The following is a 20041-nucleotide window of genomic DNA, read 5'->3' on the forward strand; positions in this document are numbered from 1 at the left end:
GAAACAAGTTCATCGTCGTCGCTAGCACTGCGCATGCCGAACAGTGCGAGCCGGCGCGAGTTTTGAGAATGCCTTTGCGGGCACGCAATACCCACAGAAAATGCAGCTTCTGTTTCGCTCGGTGGAAAAACTCATCTTCCGTAGCTCAATGGGAGATGTTATTTAACGAGGCCGTTACGAGTTCCACCTGTAGCGGGCGCCGTTATCCAATTCGTCACTTGGCATGGGAAATGCGCTGAGCCGGGGCATTCCTCCCCACACCTAAGTCCGTCGGGTAGCCGTAGCTTTCATTGGGCGTGCCGTGCTCGCCCGGCACTCCACCGCGATGCTTTGCAGAACCCATCCACCTCTCGCGCATGACCGCTTCCCGGGAGCTACGCCACCGTGTACACGTGTGTGTCCCTCCGGGTCGTTTTGGTTCAATACGGCTATCTTGCTGCGGCTTTTTTTAATAAAGCACACGTGCGTAACCCGCGTGGGCGTAGAATTCAGGAAATACGTCTCTAGACTTGCATCGCTAAAAAGCAATGTCCGTCAAAATAGTGAGATAGCAGAGGGAGCTTAGATTGGTTTTTTCTAGGGATTCTGTTCGTTCTTATTCTGCAGTTGCTTTAGGGCAATCCGTAAGCCAATGCGGTAACTCGTAGCCAGGTCGCGGTGGATGATGATGGTTGCCGCCGGCGTGTTATGCCAGCAATCCCTCGGTACCAACGTGTCATCGCTGTCATCGTGAACTTCGATATACGGTGTCGACAGATTGTCGAGAGCTTCGCCTAGCCCCGACTCAGGATGCTCATTTACTTGCTGGGCAAGCTCACCCGGATCAAGCAGCATGAATTCGGTGCGATGCGATTGTACGGCTCGAACACGCGCCACGAATTCGCGTAATCCACTGCAGCTGCACAGTTCCAATGTCCGTCCGGCAGCGCGAGCCAATTGTTGTAGATGAACCAGGATTTCACCACTGATTGACCGGGCCGGGGCGTGCGGCCCTTGGATGATCATGATGGTCAAAACAATGTACCTATATCGCTATACGAAACAGCTGTCCTATGTTGAGGTGGCGCAGGGTAAAGGAGCTATATGCGTAAGGCGTGTTCCGCGTAAATTCTTCGAAAAAGAGGTCGACGTACACGGTTACGCTTCCGCGTCTGGCGTCATTTTCCTTCGAAGTTACTACGAAAGACTGCCATGTCTTTCCGGCATTGCATCTAGCGCCGTATTGCTAAAACACCGTCTAACGCGAGTTGCGTCTTGAAGCCTGCCTTCTCCAGCCGCTTCGCAACCTCGCGCGGTACATCGCGGTCGCTGGTGAGCTTGTTCGGACTGCCGGTGTAGTGGAACAGACGTCCACCACGACGCAGTACGCGAGCCAATTGATCGTAGAACGCCTGGGAGTAGAGTTCGCCCGCAATGCCGAAGCGTGGCGGATCATGTAGCAGTGCATCGACCGAGACGTCGGGGACTTGGGCGATCGTCTGTGATACGTCGGCATGGCTGAGTTGTAGACGACCGCTGCTTGAGGCCGCGTCAGGGTCAGGTGACCATGGGTTGATCGTGCGCAACCAGAGTACATCTGCGTTTTTCTCGAACGACTGGATGCGCGCAACGCCGGCTTCCAGGCAGCACGCGGCGAAATAGCCCAAGCCACCGCAAGTATCCAACAACACTTTGCCGCGTGGCTCGACCAAGGCCACTTTGCGGCGCGCGTCCTCGAATGGCGATTCCTTCGCTGTGGGCAGCATCTTGATGCCGTCGATCTCGAATGTGGGCGCGCCCCACTCGGTGGGCACAAGCTTGATCAGCGAGCCAGAAAAGCGCGACACCGGCACAAATTCATCGCCATCCCAGTAATAGATGGTGCGGTCCTTGAGCTTGTGCGGATAAGGATAGTGCGCGCCTTTCCATTGCCACGTATCGGCAAGCAACGCAGCGCTGCCGTCCGATCGGCCTAGATCCAGCGAACCAGTCCATTCGGCCGTGCCCGCTCCATGTGCAGCGAGCAGCGCTTGAGCGGTGGGACGTGTGAGCAGGGGTCCGGAATAATGCGGCACGATGAAAAATCTCTGGAATAAATAGGGATATCGTTTTCGCCATAGCCCTATGAAGGAGGGCGGTTTGCGTTCTGGCGACTAGCAAGCTTACCGGGTGCCCTGCTCGATGAAAAACGAAACGGCCGGATGGAATCATTTTTTAAGGGAAAATCCGCTTGCCTCTTATTCGACCGTTCGTCAGGTGGTAGACCACACACCGCGGGAGGTGCAAGCTAAGGGTGCAGGGGTAGTCACCGAGCTGGTCGTTTTCTAGGCGTCGCAGCTCTCTAGCTACAGGATATTATGACGAAGCCGGAACAGCGCTGGCGTCCGATTGCACTGATGCCAGCATTTAAATATGCGGTGAGTACCGCTGCCGAAACTGCCCGCGTCCAGGCTGAGAACATGCGCCTTGCGATTGATCAGCACGATGTAATCGATCGCGTCGAATTGGCGCGCATGCGCGTTGTTTACGAAGATACCCAGTTATATATCCAGATGTGTGAGGAACAGCTGAGCCGTTGGCGCGGTGAATCCACAACATCGGAACAGATGTCGGCACTCGATCGTCTTGACGCTATTATCGAACAATGGGTGGACGATACAGAATCCGTTCTTGATGCAGTGAACGTTATGTTGCACCAACCATAGTGCGGCAAATTTCTTCCACATAAATTGGTTATCGCTATGAATCGACGCCACGTCATCGACTTCATGCGATTGACGGCAACGAGTCTTGCAGCAGAGTTGGCGCAGCTTCGGTTGACAGGGCCGCGTGCATGGCTTTGTGCCGAGACGGTTGGTGCCGTCATCTGCGCTGTCGTTATGGCAGACGTCTTTCATCTCAAAGAGCGCTGGTGGGTTGCGCTCAGTGCCTACACGATTGTGCGTGCGCATTTCGGTGCGTCGATCATCCGTTGCGTGGAGCGCATCGTCGGAACGGCCATCGGTGCGGCGTGCGGTTTTGCAGTGGCAGCAATCGCTATCCACAACGCGTGGACCTTTGCACTCGTACTTGGATTGATCGCGGCCGTTGGCCTGTATTGGATGATTGGCTCCAAGCGCGGTTATAGCTGGATTCTCGGCACCGTGACTGCATTGATGGTGGTCAGTCAGGCCGCGAGCGAACCGAGTCTCGGTGTGTTTGCACTCACTCGTGTTGCCGATGTTGCGGTGGGCGTGACATCGGCGTTGTTGATGGTCGCGTTGTTCGAGTTGATAAGCCGGATGCGTCGTGGCGTTGTTGCAAAGAACCAGGCAAGCGCGTCTTTTGTTCAAGGCAAAACGGAGCAGGGAAGCCTTCCGCAAGAGTCGCCCGGTTCGACCATTCGGAAATTGCGCACGTTTCAGGCCATGCAAGGTGCGATTTGCATCGGTGCTCTGAGTGCGGTGGATTATTGCCATCCCATCCCAAGTTTCGCACAGGCGTTGGTTTCTATCGTGGCGGTGCTTTTCGTTCCTCTACCTGCGTTGCTTCAAAGCGACGATCAGCGCGTGGTTTTTGTGCGCATGTTGAATCGAATGCTGGGCTGTGCCTTTGCAGCATTGATTGCCATCGCGCTTTTGCCTCTCATCGGAAACTTTTCTGTGCTCTGCGCGATGGCATTGGCAGGCGGGGTCTGGATAGCTTCGCATGTGCAAACCGGTTCCTCGGCCACCAGCTATATCGGTACGCAGTTTGGTATCGGTTTCATCATGGTGTTTGTGCAGGATCAGGCATGGTCAACCGACGCTTCTGCTGCAGAACGTCGGTTGGCAGGCATGCTGATCGGTTTGATAAGTCTTGCCGTTGTCATGAGTATTGCCTCGGCGATTCGCCGGTATATGGCCGTATCGCCGGGTCGCGTGGCGTAACCGTTTTCGCACTGATCGTCGCAGTGAACGGGCAGGGCGAATTGACGTTCCGGCCAAGGTGAATGGTGGCCTTCTCGACACTGACGCTAACGCGACGCTAAAGATTTTCGCGAGGCTGCCGATTAAGGGGCATATCCAAACTTATGGTTGTACTTCACGCCGCGAGTACAGACGTTGTAATAAGGGCCGCGCCCACTAAGCGTCGTTCCGCGGGTTTCACAACATGTAAAACCGCTCGCGAGTTTGAATAACGGTTGTGGCAGTCAGGCTTGGGTGGATGGCTTGATCGACATGGTTTTGGAAACAACCACCCATGGCCGGTAGGGATGTGGCTTGAACCTTGCAACAGCAAACAGCGATGTATCCCTTATGTGTTTCCGGTAAGCGTAGGCCCAATGCATGTCCTGGAAAGAAGTCCCTGATCTGCTAGCCGTCGGACTGCTGATCTACGCGTTCGTGTCCGTCGCGCGTCCAGCCGGTGGCATGATGACGCGTCTGTGGCTTGCGGGCTGGATCTGCATTGAATTGCACTTCGCGGCCTATTCGTTTCTGGATTTGCCGGGTGCCGGCGGCATCGTGGCGGACATCGTCGGTACGGCCGCCTTGGTGTGGTGCGCCGAACTCTTTTGTTGGTCCATGGACCCGCAGCCGGAACAGTGGGGAAGCCGCTTGCTGTTCTGGGCTGTCTCTGCCGTCTACACGTTCTACATCGTGCTGTCGTCGCTGCCGTCGGTTCCCAAGCCGCTTATGGTGGCCGCGGCGAGTCTGTTCGCTATCGTGCCACTCACCGTGGTGGCGTTAACGCCCGGGACGCAGCGGCCGAGAAGCCGATGGATCGGAGTCGTCATCAACGCGGCACTCGCCTTGGCGTTGCTGCGCTGGCAGTTCTCCGCGCATGGACCAGATTTGCAGGGCGTCTTGCCACTTTTCGTCACTTATTTCGTTTGCTGTGTGCAGTTCGGCTTCTCCAGCCAGCGGCGGCTGACGGGTGGTTTCGTGGTTACCCTGTTGGGCTTGCTCGCGTGGTCGCTGGTCTTCCCCGTGGGCATGGCGTTCGACGTATTCCTGCCCAGCGTGCAGGTGGGTGCGGAGGTGTGGAACCTGCCCAAATATCTGGTGGCGGTGGGCATGATCCTGTTGTTGCTGGAGAGTCAGCTGAAACGCAATCAGCATATGGCACAGCATGACGCCTTGACCGGGTTGCCCAATCGCCGCCTGTTTCACGATCGCATCAGCAAGGCCATGGACCGCGCCCGCCAGCGCAATGCAGCTACGGCGGTGCTGGCGATCGACCTGGATGGATTCAAAGCGGTGAACGATTCGTTCGGCCACCACACCGGCGATGAAGTGCTGCAACAAGTGGCGCATTTATTTACGACGTATCTTCGCCGCATCGACACCATCGCACGAACCGGCGGCGACGAATTTTCGGTAGTGCTCGAAGGGCCGATCACACGCTGTGAAGCGACAGAGGTTGCGAGCACCTTGAAGCAGTTGCTGGAGACGCCGATGGCGGTGGCGGGGCGCACCATGCAGATCGGTGCAAGTATCGGCGTAGCGATGTTTCCGGATGATGCGCAATCGCCGGATCATCTTTCTATTCTGGCTGACGAGCGTATGTACAAGGCCAAGCGAGAAGGCGGAAGCCGAGTGCAAGCCTGCTGATGAAAATGCTGTCGCGCAATGCGATAGCTATTTGAGAAGCGCATCGACCGGTTCTCATCACCCATGCATCGATTGCAAAAATAAGCGAATTCACATCGATAAAAAATTTTCATTTCTTGATCGATGCCTCAAAAATAAGGCGAGTTCAAATGTTCTTGCGAAAAAAATGTGTGATGCATCACATATGTGGCGCATGCACCGTCATCGTCGCGTAAGGTACAAAAATATTTTCATAATGTTGATGCTTCACGGCAAAGACGCGCACAAAAACGTCACGGTGACTACACATATCTGCTTCCATTCTTACAAAATGAATCAACGTCGCATGTGACTTTGCATCGTTGATGTAAGGCAGTCATAAGTGGTGGAGGTGAAGTGATGCGATCGCGCTTGTGGTTTTTTCCGGGGAAAGCAATAGCGCTGCATGTCCGTCAGCAACGTCAGCGACGAAGTAGCCGTTGCACATAACTTCATTTAATCGGATCACCTTCGAATTCGAGGTGTGATGTGAACCTATAACGAGATGACGCAACTGCACATTCGTGCAGAGAGCGGTAGCACGCTTGCGTCATCGAGCCATGAAGCGCGCTCTTTTTCCTGTGAGAGAGCGTTGCTGAGGGAGCGTTACCGTAGGGACGCGGCGTAATGGGCAACCTGGGGGCGCAGCGTAATTCCGTTGCGGCGGGTTGTTGCTGGAGGTACTCGACTTTTGGATGGTCCAAAGTCGACATCAATTGCCATTTACGTACTGGGGAGAAACTAAATGCAAGCAAAGTTCAAGTTCGCGCTCCTGGCTGGCCTTGTGTCTGCCGCATTCGTTCCCGCTGTTTTTGCTACCGACGATGGCATCGTCGAGCAGATGGCCAAGGCTTCCTGGCGTCAGGACGTCGCGCAGATCGCTACGCCAGCGCAGGGTTGCTTTCACGCAAGCTATCCAAGTGTCTTGTGGGAGCCGGTAGCGTGCCACCAGTTGCATCCGCGTGTTCACACCGTGCCGCGCCAGATTGTTTTCGGTCAGGAACAAACCGTGGGCAATGGCAACGACTACACGTTGAACACGACCAGCAACATCAGCAAGGCAGTGGGCAGCTTCCCGACCTATTCGGGTGTGACCTCGGAGAAGAGCGTTGGCGTCGCGGCATACGGCGACGGCGGCATTCTGGGTAGTAACGAATACTCGCTGCAGATGAACACGAGCTTCAACAACACCTCTGCCGCGTGCGATGGTGGCGCCGCCGGCTGTGTGGTGTGGCAGCAGTTTATCTACGCGACCGATTATGATGTCAACGGCGAAGGTTCCGTGTTCATACAGAACTGGCTGATCGGTTGGGGCAACGGTACATGCCCAAGTGGCTTCGGCAGCGATGGCCAAGGTGACTGCTACGGAAATAGCAACTCCACCCAGCTTGCAGACATTTCACCGAAGAGTCTCGGCAGCGTGACGCTGACCGGCACTGCGACCACCGGCGGTAACGACACGTCGGTCGTCACCTATGACGGTGACGCCTACAGCACCAGCCAATCGGATAGCACGCTGGATATCGCGAGCGTGTGGAACCAGGTTGAATACAACGTGGTCGGCGATGCGGGTGGTTCGGAAGCGAAATTCAACACCAGCGGCGTCAATATCAAAGTCAATATTGCCGTTAACGATGGTTCTACCAGCGCACCGACTTGCGAAGCGGACACCGGCACCACCGGTGAGAGCAACAACCTGACCCTGGGTAGCTGCACCACTGCAAGTGGCTCGACCCCATCGATCAGCTTCACTGAATCTAACTGATCGTCTTTACATTGTCGGTTAAAGAAAACGCCGGGGGTTATACCTCGGCGTTTTTGTTTTCACGTAGAAGGCCGGGTCATTACGTGACGCGGGATTGGGAAAGTGCGAGTCGAGTTGAAATCGTTTCCACCGGTAGCACTCATCGGTATAGCACTGCGTGTAAACCTTTTCTTTCATAGATCAATCTGTAGAAAAGAAGTCAATCCGAAATTTTCTTATTACGACCGAAAATGTGTGATAAATCACATGTGCATCGCAGCAATGTCATTCTGATGCAAGGTGCAAAAAGAGTTGCCGTGCATCGACATTGCACAGACGCTTGCGTATGCGACAAGCGTCACGCACTCTACACATAATTGTAGTCATCCTTACGAAATCAACCGAAGTCATGGGGCGCTTCGCGTTGTTGATGCAAAAGCAATCATAAGTCGTGAAGGAGGGGTGATGGGCACGCGCTTGTGTTGTTTTATGGGGAAAGCAAACGTTCTGCATTCTTATCTATGTGAGCACTGTCAGCGACGGCGCAACCGCTACGCGTGACTGCATTCAATCGAATCACTTTCGAAATATAAAGAGTGATTTGAGCAAACAGCCAGATGACGCAACTGCATGGTCATGCAGAGAGCGATAGGACGCTTGCGCCATCGAAGCACGTAATTCGCACTTTTAAAGTATTTCTATATGGAAAGTTTCACTGCCTGGCTTTTCTTCGTAAGGACACGGTAATAGGCAACCTGGGGGGGCGCCACAACTGATGGCAGTTGTTGGTGTGTAAGTACGTTGTTGTTGGAAGTACCTCGACTTTTGGGTGGTCCAGAGTCGAAACCAATTGCTATTTACGTACTGGGGAGAAACTAAATGCAAGCAAAATTCAAGTTCGCGCTTTTGGCCGGCCTCGTCAGCGCAGCAGTCGTTCCTGCTGCATTCGCTGCTAACGATGGCATCGTCGAGCAGATGGCCAAGGCGTCCTGGCGCGGCGACATTGCGCAGATCGCCGCACCGTCGGAAGGTTGCTATCACGCTACCTATCCGAGCGTTGTTTGGGAGCAGGTTGCCTGCCAGCAGCTGGCCCCGCGTGCACATTCCGTACCGCGTCAGATTGTTTTCGGTCAGGAGCAAACCGCTGGCAACGGCAACGACTACACACTGAATACCACCAGCGCGATCACTAAGGCTGTGGGTAGCTTCCCGACATACTCGGGCGTGACCTCCGAGAAGAGCGTCGGCGTTGCAGCGTATGGCGGCGGCGGCATTCTCGGCGCGAACGAATACTCGCTGCAGATGAACACCAGCTTCAACAACACGACTGCTGCATGCAAAGGCCACTCCGGTTGCGTCGTGTGGCAGCAGTTCATCTACGCGACCGACTATGAAACGGAAGGCAAAGGCGCCGTGTTCATGCAGGACTGGCTGATCAACTACGGCAGCAGCCGTTGCCCGAGTGGTTTCGGCAGCGATGGCGAAGGCGATTGCTATAAGAACAGCAGCGCTACCGAGCTTGCCGACATTCCGCCGACGGCTCTGGGCGGCGTGACGTTGACCGGCACTGCTGCTACCGGTGGTAACGACACGACGGTTGTCACCTATGATGGCGACGCCTATACCACCACTCAGAAGGACAGCACCCTGGATATCGCCAGCGTGTGGAACCAGGTTGAGTACAACATCGTCGGCGACGCCGGCGGTTCGGAAGCCGAGTTCAACACCAGCGGCGTTTCGATCAAGGTGAACGTTGCCGCGACCGACGGTTCGACCAGTGCACCGAGTTGTGAAGCCAACACCGGTACTACCGGTGAAAGCAACAACTTGACCCTGGGCAGCTGCACCGCTTCGGGTGGCTCAACCCCGTCGATCAGCTTCACCGAATCGAACTGATCGCTGTTATGTTCTTGATTTGAGAAAACGCCGAGGGTTACCCCTCGGCGTTTTTTATGGCCGAGTGAAAGACATTACTGAAAAGAGTGCATGCACTACGCGGTGTGCCGACTGGAGGCCATTGAATTGGCACCTGGGTCAATGTCGTCCATATCGATCCGCAGGCGCCTGTTCTCGATGCGTACGTGCAAGTTGCGATACTTGGCCAGATAGCGGACGCCAAGCGCTGCTGCGATCAATCCGGCTGCTGCGCCGACACCGAGTGCCCAGCGTGGACCGAATGTATCGGCGACCCATCCGACGATGGGTGCGCCAATGGGTGTGCCGCCCATCGCGATCGCCAGAAAGATCGCGACGATGCGTCCTCGCATTTTCGGTTCCGTCGACAGCTGCATGAAGCTGTTAGTTGAGGTCGTGAAGGTCTGTGCAGAAACACCGATCACGATGAGGGCCACACCAAAGAGCCAGTAGGTTGGCAGTACCGAGGCCACCATCAGAGCGAATCCAAACATCGCCGCCGAAGCGATCAACAAGGTGAAGTAGGGCTGCGCCCGCCTGGCGGCGAGAAGCGCGCCAGTGACCGAGCCAATCGCCATGGTCGATGTCAGGAAGCCGTACCGGCTTGCTCCGGCGTGAAACACCGTAACAGCCATGGTCGAGATAAAGATAGGGAAGTTCAGTCCGAATGTGCCGATAAAAAACAACATCAGCAGAAGGGTTCTGAGATCGGGGCGTCCGAGTACATAACGAAACCCATCGACAAGCCCCGCGCGTGTGCGTTCTGCGTGATGCCTCGGATGAAGTTCGTTGACGCGCAGGAAGGTCAATGAACACAACACGGCGCCGAACGAAACCGCGTTGAACACAAATACCCACCCCGTACCTATTGCTGCGATCAGCAGGCCGGCGATGGCTGGACCGATCATGCGCGCGGCGTTGAATGAAGTGGAATTCAGCGCAACGGCATTGGAGAGATCTTCTTCGCCGACGATATCGGAAACAAAGGTTTGACGAGCGGGTGCATCGAATGCCGTCACGCATCCAAGCAGCAGCGCGAAGACATAGACTTCCCATAACCGGACCAGGCCTGTGACGGTTAGAATGCCAAGACCAAGCGCAAGCGTTCCCAATGCGGCTTGTGTGGCGAACAGCAATTTGCGTCGGTCCAGATGATCGGCTGTAAATCCGGTGATGGGTAAAAGTCCGAGCTGTGGCCCGAATTGCAATGCCATCACGACGCCAACGGCAGCTGCATTCTTATGGGTGAGTTGTGTGAGAACGAGCCAGTCTTGTGCGATCCGCTGCATCCATGTTCCGATGTTGGATACGATCGCACCGCTCGCCCAGACGCGATAGTTGTAATTATGCAAAGAGCGGAAGGTGCCTTTCATCGCCTGATTCGTCGGTCCCTGGCACGCGTCATCGCCACGATCACGCGTGTGTGGCGTCGAGAAGGTCGATGATTTCCTGCGTCGTTCCCGTCTCGCCGAGCTTCGGGAAAATCTTCGTGATGGTGTACTGATGTGTTTCTTCGGTCATGTCGGTCATGGCATCAATGGCTAGTGTGACGTTATAGCCGTGCTCATACGCCTGACGCGCGGTCGATTCGACGCCGACGCTGGTGGCAATTCCGAGAATGACGACCTGTGTTATGCCAAGACTTTTCAGATGCGCGTCCAGATCGGTGTGGGTGAATGCACCCCATGCTTTCTTCGTCACGACGTGATCGTGCGGCTGCTGGTTGAGTTCCGGAAGAAAGTCGGCGAAATCGGCTGAAAAGCTGCTGCTAGCGCGCGCTTGTTCGGTGCGGCCCGGTGCCCGGCCCGTTACGTTGACCAGCACGATGGGCAGGTGGTGAGTGCGAAACGCTTGTATGAGCGCGCTTGCATGCTTTGCGACGTCCGTCGCAGGCCTCGCCGTGGGGTATGAACAAATGCCTTTCTGTAGATCGACGACGATCAATGCCGCTTTGGAGTCGAGTGTGGTGAGGGCCATGAGACGTACTCTTTGGGGTGAGCGGTGTGGGGAGGTGGTTACGGCTCGACAAGCCGCTTTAGCAAGCCGATCGCATCGGCGACTTTCTTCTGCTCGGCAAGCGACAGCTTTGCTTGCATCGTATGGACCAGCCAGTCTTCGCGTTGCGCGCGATGCTTCTTGATCCATGCATGGCAAGCGGGCGTAAGCGAAAGAAGGGTTTGCCGGCCATCGGTGGGATGGGGGGTGCCTGCGATGAATCCGGCAGCTTGCAAGGTGGCGACCGTTGCGCCCATCGATTGCGGCCGGACGCCTTCGATCTGCGCCAAGGCGGTTACGGTGGTAGGGCCGTCACGTTCAATGCGTCCCAACACGGAGATTTGCGAGGCGGTGAGATCGCCCTGACTGGCTTGTTCCCGCAGCCGGCGCCTCAGCTGACCGAGCAGAACGCGAAGTTCGGCGGCAGTAGCGGAAAGAGGCGAGGTTGCTACGTCGAGATTGCGTTTGCCCATGCCGCCATTATGGCACATGTGAAGGTAAACTACAAAGGTTACCTTCCTAATTGAATCGGGCTATGCGAAATCCGATGCGGGTAAAACGGCGTTGCGCGAACCAGTAGTTGACCTGTCAGATCCGGTTGGGCCATATCGGCGCGACCGGATCAATCGTGGCGTGTCATGGTCATATCGCTGGTTCAAGCTGCCGAGTTTGCCGGGGCAGCAACCTGAGCATGATTGGTTGCGACATGTGTCACCGTGGGCTTTGCTGTGACCATCGCGCCGAACGTCAGCACGCAGATCAGCAGGCAAGCGGTGAAGAGGCTCTTCAGGATGAAGGTTTCGAAGTTCATGGTCATTCTCCGTGAGTGGGGTTTTGAAGCTTTCGAGATATAGATGGCAAACCCCGTGCCAATGGTTTAAATGTCTCGAAAGCCGCATTCCCATGCCATTTCTCGCTTTGCAGCGTTGCGCAAGCGGCTGTCCGCGGACGATTTTGCCGTTGTCCGGACAGGATGCGGACGGCGGACATTGGGGTGTCCGTGGTAGATGAAGATAAAAAAAGGCGGTTGAGCGTCGATGCTCAACCGCCCTTGTTGGAAAACGACATCGCTGCATGGCGCAGCGCGCCTGCTGCGATCAGTTGGACATCGCGTTGGACATGCCTAGTTCGAAGGGATCCAGATACGGGGTCGTCGGCGGCGCCGGTAGGTGACGGTTTTCAAGCACGCTTGCGATGCAGTCTGAAAAACCATTCTTCGGTTGCAGCACGACTTTGTATGCGGTGGCCGATTGAAACGCGAAGTAACCGTGCAGGGCGGTCGCACCGCCGTGGTTCGTTGCGCAACTCTTCATGCCAGGCATGACATCCGGCAATCCTTGAATATACGTACCTAATTGCTGATCGTAGGTCTGTCCAGCGCCTGATGCGGCATTGGCTTTCGCCTTGGCATAATCGTCGTCAAAGCTCACTGTCTTCGCCGACAAATAAAACGGAAGACCGATGCCGAGCAGCGCGCAAACCAGACCAATGCTGAGTTTTCTCTTGTCCATATGCGCCTCCTTTGGGTGAGGAACATGAGCGGGGGAAGGGGCTGACATTGGCGTTTCGTGGCGATAGCCACAACGTGTGTCCTGAGAACACTAGCGCCTTCCACGATCGCCTTCGCCCCCGCTTTCGGCACTAGCCAACGCGGACTGCTCGACATAACCTCGCCGCGGGATTGAATGAGTCATTCGAAAACCTGAGGAATCACTATGAAACCCCGACACGGCGCTTTGCTCGTTGTGGTGGTCTGTGCAGTTCTCAGTCTTACGGCGTGCTCGTCGAGTACGTCTTCGAATCAGGCTGCCATGGCAGGTATCAACAAGCTGCATCAGGACGACATTGCAGCGACCTTGAATCAGAACCCCGATCAACTCGCCGCGCTATGGACCGACGATGGTGTGTTGCTTTCGCAGGGTAACGCGCCGGTCATTGGAAAAGAGACCATTCGAGTCGGTGCGTCGCACAGCGTCGGTAAAGTCATCCATTACACGCCGCGCATTCAGGACGTCAGTATCAGCGGGGATTCGGCCGTGGAATGGGGTTACTTCGACTTGACCTTCCAGGATCCCAACCAGCAACAAACCGGCGAGTTCCACGGCCGTTTTCTGCGCGCGATGAAGAAGCAGCAAGACGGCACGTGGAAATTCACGCGCGTGATGTGGCAGCAGGCGGAATAGCGGAAGATGAAGGTAGTTGGAGCGGGCGATGCATCGATCGCCCGTCTCTCGTTCAGCGCGCTGTGTCAGGCGACGCGCGTACCCTGGCAAGGATGGTTGGAGCAGCTCCAGAAATGCTTGCCCGAGCGCTTGTTCAAACGCTGCATCATCAAATGACCGCACGATGGGCAGATAGGTTCGAAACGCATCACCGCGTCGGTGCTTCGCATCATCTTGGGCTTGGGCGCGGCTTTCTGACTGGTACGCACCATATCGAGCAGCGAGTTGCCGTAGATCAGCTCGATCGGTTTGCCCTGCACAAATTGACGGGCATCGTCGGTGTAGTTGCCGATGGCGACAATCTTCACGGCATCGGCGTAGTGATGGTTCATCAAGCCATACATTTCGCGCACCATCCTGACGTCCACCAGTTTGGTCCACCACTGTCTGCATTGCACCAGGGTCAGCGTGCCGTCCTTGCGCAGGAACAGATCGACGCCGTCATCGGTCTCGCCTGAAACGGCGTCTTGAACCATGTAACCCTGCCGGCGAAACGTTTCTCTGACCAGCATGTGGAATTCGCGCCAGTCGAGCATGCGAAGGCCGTTCAATTCGGTTTGCTTTTCGAGCAATCGGCGGCGACGGCGGCTATCGATAAAGGAGACCAGTGCGGCGAGCCAGCATGCGCTGAGCAACAACCATGCAACGGCAATGCTCGGCCCTTGGCTGAGTTGCTTGCCCATGGTTTGCCCGACCGAACCACCAAGCGTCGCGACAAACCACGCGAGCACATAGCGCACGCAGGTATAGCTGACGATGCCCAGGACGATGCCTGCTTGCCACGGCAGTCCGGACATCATTTCCATGCTGTTGTCTTTGCGTCTCGTCACCGCTCCCCCTTGAGCGTTTCATCACGCAGCGTGTTATTCGGAAGTGAGTTCTTCTTGTTCTAGCTGCCATAAAGACCAAGCACGAACTGAGCCAAGGAACCGGGGGCATTCCGTGACGTACGTCTTGCTTCTCCGTTCAGCCACTTAGGCTGGGGTCTGCGCGCAAAGCCTTAGATCGCGCCTGCAGCCGAGGTGCTGCAAACGGTCGCGCCGGGGCGGGGCAGATGACTAAATGTGTCACTTCCGGCGACGAATGCGGGTGCCTGTGGTTGTCGCCCTGCTTACGTATGCGGCAAGCGGGCGGGGAGGTTCGGCGGTATAGGCGTAGGGCAACCCCTTGGGAAGTAGCGGGCGCCCCTCTATGGGGCCAATTGAGGAAACGCTTTGGCGCCTCGCTGGCGGCCGTCAATGCACGACGAACTGCTCGCCAAATTTCTCGTGATGCTTGACCAGATAGGTGTTGAAGAAGTCCTGGTCGGAATCGTATTCGCCTTCCAGTTGTTCAACGATCGCGGGGTCGAACTGATCGCGGATTTCTTCGAAATCGTAGGTCGTCTCTTTATGGGTGATCTTGCTCATTGAGAATCTCCGGCTTTGGGCACTGATACATAGCCATCGCTTGGGTTGATTGCCGTCAATGAAACGTCAACGCAATCGATGGCTTCGTACCACCCATATATCGCTTGGCGTCGATGTCGAAGCGTGAAGAATCAATGTCGAAACTCATCACGCGGGGATGCGGTTATCGTGCTTTCAGCTCGGCATTCGCATGCGAAAGAGAAATCGCTAGCAAGCTTGCGCGAATTTAAGTGCGATGTCGTTCGCGATTTGACGGATAAACAAAGGTGAAGGTGCGCCTTGCGTCATGCTTGCGCTTTTGCACGAAAAACTATTCAGATGGAAAATATCCGCCTTGTTTTCTGCAGCATATCTTGCATGTCCGCTATTCACTTTTCACATCATGTGGACGAAACAGCGCACGCGTAATCGAGAGGCTTTGCGACATTGACGCGAAACGCTTGCAAAAAGCTGTCGCGAATAAAAGATGTTGCATCCGAAAAACAAGAACGCGTGCGCGCGCTTTGACATTCGTGAAATTCAAACGCATGACGTACACACTGGTGAACCGCAATTAATTCTTGCGTTTGCAAGCTGAATATTGCGCTTGACGCGAAATCCTTCGATCCCTAGTTTTCTTGCGTTCGTCATAAGGACCACGCGACGAATGATTCCACAGCGATGCGCATGACTGAAGGATTGCATCGTCTGAGCGTTGTGTCGGCACTGCCTGCGTCGGGATCGCAGGGGGAGCAGCAGCTCAACCGAAGCTCACGGAATCGCAAGGCACTTTCAAATACACAACGGAGTCGCGTGAGCGCGACATTTCTTGTCATGGGGTTTTCGACCTCATCAGGGTCGTTTGCCCCGAAATTGTGGGAGTTAGAAATGCCGAGTCATCTTCGTATCAAGTCAATGGTCATTGCTTTGGGTTTGGCCACGGTCACGTCAGGGTTTGCCGCGACACAAAGCGATGCCGCCGCCATGATCACTGTCAAACATGCAACCTCGTTGCGCCAGGGCGACACGGTGGTCGGGCCGTTGGCTTTTTCGCAGCCGATGCACGTGGTGGTTTCTCTGAAACTGCGCAATCAGGCCCAGTTGAAGGCTTATCTGGCCAAGCCCGGCCATAAGGCGCTGACGCCCGATCAATTCAAGGCGCAGTACGCACCGACTACCGAGCAAGCGCAGGCGGTGGCGGATTACCTGACCAAAGCAGGCTTTTCCAAAGTGACGATTGCACCCAATCGTATGCTGGTAGAAGGCTATGGGCGTGCGGATACCGCGCAGTCGGCTTTCAATACGGCCTTTGTGCATGTTCATACGCATGACGGGCGAGATGCCTATGCCAATGCCAGCGACGTGAAGATTCCGGCATCCTTGCAAGATTCGGTGCTCGAAGTGCTTGGCGTGCAGACCGTGCACGTCGCGCACACCTTTGCCCACCGCATCAACCGCAAGGCTGTGCATGCCGATGACAGCGGTACTGCAGTGGCGCATAACCCCACCGATTTCAATGCCATCTACAACGCAAGCAGCCTTTCGCCGGCGACATCGATTCCGGTGGGTGTGATCACCGAAGGCAGCATGACGAACATCGAAAGCGACTTGCAGCAATTTGCTTCGAGCAACAATCTGCCGACGATCAACGTGCAGGTCGTGGGCAGCGGCAGTAGCGATACCAGCGGCGACGACGAGTGGGACCTGGATACCCAGGACATCGTCGGCATCACCGGCGGCGTGCAGCAACTGGTGTTGTACGACGCTGCATCGATGCAGGATTCCGACTTGACCACTGATTACAACGCGGCCGTGTCGGCCAATGCGGTGCCCGTGATCAACGTCTCGCTCGGCGAATGCGAAACCGATGCGCCGACATCTACCGACGATCAGATCTTCGAGCAGGCTCAATCGCAAGGTCAGACGTTCTCCGTGTCGGCGGGTGATTCCGGCGCCGACGAATGCGGTAACGGCGGAACCACGCCGAGCTACCCCGCCAGTTCCCCCTATGTCGTCGCTGTGGGCGGTACGGAGCTGTACACCGACAACACCACGACATGGGCCAACGAAACGGTATGGAACAACCTTAGCGAGAGCGAGGGTGCTACGGGCGGCAGCCCAAGCACAATCGAGCCGATTCCAAGCTGGCAACAAGGCGTCGGCCAGAATGGCAGTTCCAGTTATCGTGGCGTGCCGGATGTGGCGTTCGATGCCAGTCCGGATACCGGATCACTCGTGATTGTCGATGGCCAGGCCAATCAGCAGATTGGCGGTACGAGTCTGGCGTCGCCACTGTTCGTCGGTTCGTGGGCGCTTATCCTGCAAGCGGACGGCACAAGTTTGGGATTTGCCGCGCCGCTGATTTATTCGGATGCCACATCGAATTATTCGACGGACTTCCACGACGTCACATCGGGGAACAACGACGGTGAAACCGCCGCAACAGGTTGGGATTACACCACCGGCTGGGGCAGCCTGAGCGTGGCAAATATCGCGGCAAATCTTGCATCCAGCAGCAAGTCAGATGCCGCGCAGACAGCTAAGAAACCGGCGAAGTAATACTTTTCTCGTCGAGCAGGGCGATGACCCGGTCTTCCCGGCCGGGTCATTTTAATGGGTCGGATCCGCGCAGTGTGTCGTGTTGCGTATGCCGTATAGCGACGGCTCGGTGGGCGACGATACGTCATCGCTCGTGCGGCTAGCGTTGACGACCACGCGATTGCGGCCATCGCGCTTGGCGCGATATAGCGCTTCATCTGCGGCAAGCAGCAACTGGCGCAGCTCGTAGCCGTGATGGACGGTCGAGGCGATGCCGAAGCTCGCCGAGATGGCGATGTCGTTCGATTCGCCTGCGGGTTCGGCATGGATGGCCGCGCGCAATGTTTCGGCACATTCCCGCGCACGCTCCTGATCGCATTCGGGCAGCAGAATGCCGAATTCCTCGCCGCCAAGACGGCCAAACACATCGCTGGAATGCAAATAGTGCTGGCAAATGGCCACGGCGCGCCTGAGTACCTGATCGCCCACTTCGTGGCCATACGTGTCGTTGACCGCTTTGAAATGATCCAGATCGATCAGCACAAGGCTGGCGTTGCGCGAGGATTTGGCGACATAGCGCAACGATTGCTCCGCTTCGTCTACAAAATGCTGGCGATTGAATATGTCGGTCAGTCCGTCTCGGCGTGCAAGTCGCATGAAACGCAATTGCGAACGCTTCAGACGGAACAGCCAGAATCCGATCGATGCGAGAACCGTCAATAAAAGCGCAATGTAAAGACGGCCGGTTACTACCGCTTTATGATCGAGCGCCTGTTGCAGTTGCAAAATTTCGTTCTGCTTGTTCAGTTCTGCCAGCTCTGCCTTCTTTGCGTCCATCTGTTGCTTGACCAGCTGGTACGCAAGCACCTTCGCCTCGGTTTCATCGAGCTGCCTTTTATCCGTCGCCATGTATTGCTCGTGATAGGCGAGGGCATTGCGCAGATCACCTTTTTGCGCGGCTATTTGATATAGCACCTTGTAGGTCAGGCTCAGAGGTTCGTTGAATTCGCCTTTGACCGCGCTTTTCAGCGCGTATTGCGCATATTGTTCGGCGCGAGCGGGGTCACCCTTGTCCCAATATGCTTGAGCGAGCAGTGCGTTGTACTCGGTCGTCAGGTCCGGGTATTGGTAACCCAGCACATTCGCATAACTGCCTTGTAGCAATGCGGCCGCAGCATCGGCGTGATGGTTTTGAATGTCATAGTGCGCGACGTCGCGCCGGATCGAGTCGGCGATCAGACCTTCGCTGGCTTGCAGACACACATCGATACCGCGTTGAAATTCCTGCGCTGCCGCTTTTAAGCCGTCGCTCTCGAATTGAGCGTGCAGCATGACGTAATAGCCCGCACAGGCATTTCGACCCTGCGGGAAATCGGCAATGATCTGGTGGCCATAATTGACGGCCAGATTGTATTGCCCGGCCTCGGTCAGCAGCTGGGCCGCTTCGGTAAAGACCTGGAAGCGCGCGGTCTTGTCGCTTATTTGCGGCGCGTCATCGAGCGCCTGGTTGAGGATGGAAAACGCTTCCTCATAGTGGCCGCTGATGCCAAGAATGTTGATCAATGTCGCGGTGGCGCGAAACCGTAGGTCATTGTTGCCGGATTGATTCATCAGCGCTTTCAACAGCGGCTCGGCATGTTCGTAGTCGCCGCTGTAAGCGACTTGCCACGCGACCAGGTAGCGCAGGTACGCAAGCTGTTGGTCCGTCATGTGCGATGTATCGTGGCCCAGTTCATCCAGCAGCCTTACAAATTGATCGTGCTCGGATGTTTTCAGGTTGTCTGCAAGTACAAGCAGTTCCTGTGGATTCTTCGACTCAGGACCTCTGGCAAATGTTTCGGGTGCAATGGCGTTTGCGGTGGGCACTGCAAATAATGCAGTGCCCACGAATATACCCAGGAGCAACAGCGCTCCCGCCCAGACTTTCCGGCGTGTTGTGCCGGAACCGCCCATGGGTCACTCAGACGTCACGGTGACGAGCTCGCTGGCATTCCGTTGCAGACCTTTTGGTTTAGGTTTGCCTGCATTGTCATCCTCGTCTTCATCCTCGTCTTCTTCTTCCTCTTCATCCGGGGTGGCTTGTATGCCGAAAAGTGGCACCAGTCGCAATAACGCCTGCAGCTCGGATGTATCTTTATTCAAGATCGCTGTGCGTAGCGGCGCTTCGATCTCGGTTTCGCTCAGTGCAAGTTCCAGTTCTTCCGGCGAAGCGTCACGCAGTTGTGCCTCGCTGCCCATGCGTTCTAGAAAATCAATAATGCTCGACATCGAGCGGCCCCCTGTACATTGTGTGCAACTGCCGTGGCAGTCCCCTAACGATCAACCCTTTGGGATGCTCGGTCCACAGAATGGCCGTGGACGACCCCCATCATAACTGGCTAGGCATGCCCCGATGTGATGCATCGCATCGGCTGCCATAGAGCGGTTGTATGGCCCCAGTCGGCGCGAAAACGATAGGACGCTGGCGTCGACAGTGATGTTCTATCATATTGAATTAACGTGACTTTTAAGACTTTTCCTTCGTGTATCCAACGCCGTCAGGCGCATGTGTGCTTGCGTCGGCTGAAGGGGGTATACGGCGGAGCAGCTAACCATGTCTGATTGAGGTAGTCCGGAAAGTGCAATTCCTCGATCCGCGGTGACTGGATGGATAGTGTTGCAGCCTGGTCA

18 protein-coding genes are annotated in these 20041 nt (G+C 55.9%); 7 read left to right on the forward strand and 11 right to left on the reverse strand.

Annotation, left to right across the window (positions count from 1 at the left end; all coding sequences use genetic code 11):
- Window positions 1–576: 576 nt before the first annotated feature.
- Window positions 577–1014: a hypothetical protein gene (locus tag EKH79_RS00515; RefSeq protein ID WP_126671835.1), complete on the reverse strand. Its 438-nt coding sequence runs from the start codon at window positions 1012–1014 to the stop codon at window positions 577–579.
- Between the two features lie 197 nt (window positions 1015–1211).
- On the reverse strand, window positions 1212–2054 hold the full coding sequence (locus EKH79_RS00520; RefSeq protein ID WP_126671836.1) for a class I SAM-dependent methyltransferase: 843 nt from the start codon (window positions 2052–2054) through the stop codon (window positions 1212–1214).
- A 282-nt stretch (window positions 2055–2336) separates the two neighbouring features.
- On the opposite strand from EKH79_RS00520, the gene EKH79_RS00525 reads away from it, so the two are divergent.
- The 5 genes from EKH79_RS00525 to EKH79_RS00545 all read left to right on the forward strand — a co-directional run bounded on the left by EKH79_RS00525 (window position 2337) and on the right by EKH79_RS00545 (window position 9210).
- On the forward strand, window positions 2337–2684 hold the full coding sequence (locus tag EKH79_RS00525; RefSeq protein ID WP_126671837.1) for a hypothetical protein: 348 nt from the start codon (window positions 2337–2339) through the stop codon (window positions 2682–2684).
- A 36-nt stretch (window positions 2685–2720) separates the two neighbouring features.
- The gene (locus EKH79_RS00530; RefSeq protein WP_126671838.1) at window positions 2721–3887 is read left to right on the forward strand and encodes an FUSC family protein; all 1167 of its coding nucleotides are present in this window, start codon (window positions 2721–2723) and stop codon (window positions 3885–3887) included.
- 399 nt (window positions 3888–4286) lie between these two features.
- The gene (locus EKH79_RS00535) at window positions 4287–5552 is read left to right on the forward strand and encodes a GGDEF domain-containing protein (protein WP_126671839.1); all 1266 of its coding nucleotides are present in this window, start codon (window positions 4287–4289) and stop codon (window positions 5550–5552) included.
- 763 nt (window positions 5553–6315) lie between these two features.
- A complete protein-coding gene (locus EKH79_RS00540; protein WP_126671840.1) occupies window positions 6316–7335 on the forward strand; it encodes a hypothetical protein in 1020 nt (339 codons plus the stop codon).
- A gap of 858 nt (window positions 7336–8193) precedes the next feature.
- Window positions 8194–9210, forward strand: a complete 1017-nt coding sequence (locus EKH79_RS00545) for a hypothetical protein (RefSeq protein ID WP_126671841.1) — start codon at window positions 8194–8196, stop codon at window positions 9208–9210.
- 95 nt (window positions 9211–9305) lie between these two features.
- On the opposite strand, the gene EKH79_RS00550 is transcribed toward EKH79_RS00545, so the two are convergent.
- The 5 genes from EKH79_RS00550 to EKH79_RS00565 form a co-directional block, all read right to left on the reverse strand.
- On the reverse strand, window positions 9306–10601 hold the full coding sequence (locus EKH79_RS00550; RefSeq protein ID WP_126671842.1) for an MFS transporter: 1296 nt from the start codon (window positions 10599–10601) through the stop codon (window positions 9306–9308).
- 40 nt (window positions 10602–10641) lie between these two features.
- A complete protein-coding gene (locus EKH79_RS00555; protein WP_126671843.1) occupies window positions 10642–11205 on the reverse strand; it encodes a cysteine hydrolase family protein in 564 nt (187 codons plus the stop codon).
- A 38-nt stretch (window positions 11206–11243) separates the two neighbouring features.
- On the reverse strand, window positions 11244–11696 hold the full coding sequence (locus EKH79_RS00560; protein WP_199754060.1) for a MarR family winged helix-turn-helix transcriptional regulator: 453 nt from the start codon (window positions 11694–11696) through the stop codon (window positions 11244–11246).
- A 182-nt stretch (window positions 11697–11878) separates the two neighbouring features.
- Entirely contained in the window at window positions 11879–12034 is a 156-nt protein-coding gene (locus EKH79_RS18820) for a hypothetical protein (protein ID WP_158621157.1), read from the reverse strand.
- 286 nt (window positions 12035–12320) lie between these two features.
- Complete coding sequence (locus EKH79_RS00565; protein WP_126671845.1) at window positions 12321–12734, reverse strand: hypothetical protein; 414 nt, start codon at window positions 12732–12734, stop codon at window positions 12321–12323.
- Window positions 12735–12938: 204 nt separating this feature from the next.
- Between EKH79_RS00565 and EKH79_RS00570 the strand changes: the two genes are divergently transcribed.
- Window positions 12939–13406 (forward strand): YybH family protein, encoded by a 468-nt coding sequence (locus EKH79_RS00570; RefSeq protein WP_126671846.1) that lies wholly within the window; start codon window positions 12939–12941, stop codon window positions 13404–13406.
- Between the two features lie 65 nt (window positions 13407–13471).
- Here EKH79_RS00570 and EKH79_RS00575 read toward each other — a convergent pair whose 3' ends face one another.
- Entirely contained in the window at window positions 13472–14275 is an 804-nt protein-coding gene (locus EKH79_RS00575) for a restriction endonuclease (protein WP_233590103.1), read from the reverse strand.
- 405 nt (window positions 14276–14680) lie between these two features.
- Window positions 14681–14854, reverse strand: a complete 174-nt coding sequence (locus EKH79_RS18825; protein ID WP_158621158.1) for a hypothetical protein — start codon at window positions 14852–14854, stop codon at window positions 14681–14683.
- Window positions 14855–15721: 867 nt separating this feature from the next.
- On the opposite strand from EKH79_RS18825, the gene EKH79_RS00580 reads away from it, so the two are divergent.
- Window positions 15722–17392, forward strand: a complete 1671-nt coding sequence (locus EKH79_RS00580) for a S53 family peptidase (protein WP_158621159.1) — start codon at window positions 15722–15724, stop codon at window positions 17390–17392.
- A gap of 51 nt (window positions 17393–17443) precedes the next feature.
- Here the strand turns inward: EKH79_RS00580 and EKH79_RS00585 are convergent, their stop codons facing one another.
- Both EKH79_RS00585 and EKH79_RS00590 read right to left on the reverse strand, forming a co-directional pair.
- Window positions 17444–19258, reverse strand: a complete 1815-nt coding sequence (locus EKH79_RS00585) for a tetratricopeptide repeat-containing diguanylate cyclase (RefSeq protein ID WP_158621160.1) — start codon at window positions 19256–19258, stop codon at window positions 17444–17446.
- Between the two features lie 69 nt (window positions 19259–19327).
- The gene (locus EKH79_RS00590; protein ID WP_126671849.1) at window positions 19328–19639 is read right to left on the reverse strand and encodes a hypothetical protein; all 312 of its coding nucleotides are present in this window, start codon (window positions 19637–19639) and stop codon (window positions 19328–19330) included.
- Between the last annotated feature and the right edge of the window lie 402 nt (window positions 19640–20041).

Origin of the sequence: Dyella dinghuensis (assembly GCF_003977615.1) — a bacterium.
Lineage (GTDB): Bacteria > Pseudomonadota > Gammaproteobacteria > Xanthomonadales > Rhodanobacteraceae > Dyella_B > Dyella_B dinghuensis.

Coding starts and splice junctions, on each gene's coding strand:
- EKH79_RS00525 (WP_126671837.1), top strand. CDS start 2,337: ATGACGAAGCCGGAACAGCGCTGGCGTCCGATTGCACTGATGCCAGCA.
- EKH79_RS00530 (WP_126671838.1), top strand. CDS start 2,721: ATGAATCGACGCCACGTCATCGACTTCATGCGATTGACGGCAACGAGT.
- EKH79_RS00535 (WP_126671839.1), top strand. CDS start 4,287: ATGTCCTGGAAAGAAGTCCCTGATCTGCTAGCCGTCGGACTGCTGATC.
- EKH79_RS00540 (WP_126671840.1), top strand. CDS start 6,316: ATGCAAGCAAAGTTCAAGTTCGCGCTCCTGGCTGGCCTTGTGTCTGCC.
- EKH79_RS00545 (WP_126671841.1), top strand. CDS start 8,194: ATGCAAGCAAAATTCAAGTTCGCGCTTTTGGCCGGCCTCGTCAGCGCA.
- EKH79_RS00550 (WP_126671842.1), bottom strand. CDS start 10,601: ATGAAAGGCACCTTCCGCTCTTTGCATAATTACAACTATCGCGTCTGG.
- EKH79_RS00555 (WP_126671843.1), bottom strand. CDS start 11,205: ATGGCCCTCACCACACTCGACTCCAAAGCGGCATTGATCGTCGTCGAT.
- EKH79_RS00560 (WP_199754060.1), bottom strand. CDS start 11,696: ATGGGCAAACGCAATCTCGACGTAGCAACCTCGCCTCTTTCCGCTACT.
- EKH79_RS18820 (WP_158621157.1), bottom strand. CDS start 12,034: ATGAACTTCGAAACCTTCATCCTGAAGAGCCTCTTCACCGCTTGCCTG.
- EKH79_RS00565 (WP_126671845.1), bottom strand. CDS start 12,734: ATGGACAAGAGAAAACTCAGCATTGGTCTGGTTTGCGCGCTGCTCGGC.
- EKH79_RS00570 (WP_126671846.1), top strand. CDS start 12,939: ATGAAACCCCGACACGGCGCTTTGCTCGTTGTGGTGGTCTGTGCAGTT.
- EKH79_RS18825 (WP_158621158.1), bottom strand. CDS start 14,854: ATGAGCAAGATCACCCATAAAGAGACGACCTACGATTTCGAAGAAATC.
- EKH79_RS00580 (WP_158621159.1), top strand. CDS start 15,722: ATGCCGAGTCATCTTCGTATCAAGTCAATGGTCATTGCTTTGGGTTTG.
- EKH79_RS00590 (WP_126671849.1), bottom strand. CDS start 19,639: ATGTCGAGCATTATTGATTTTCTAGAACGCATGGGCAGCGAGGCACAA.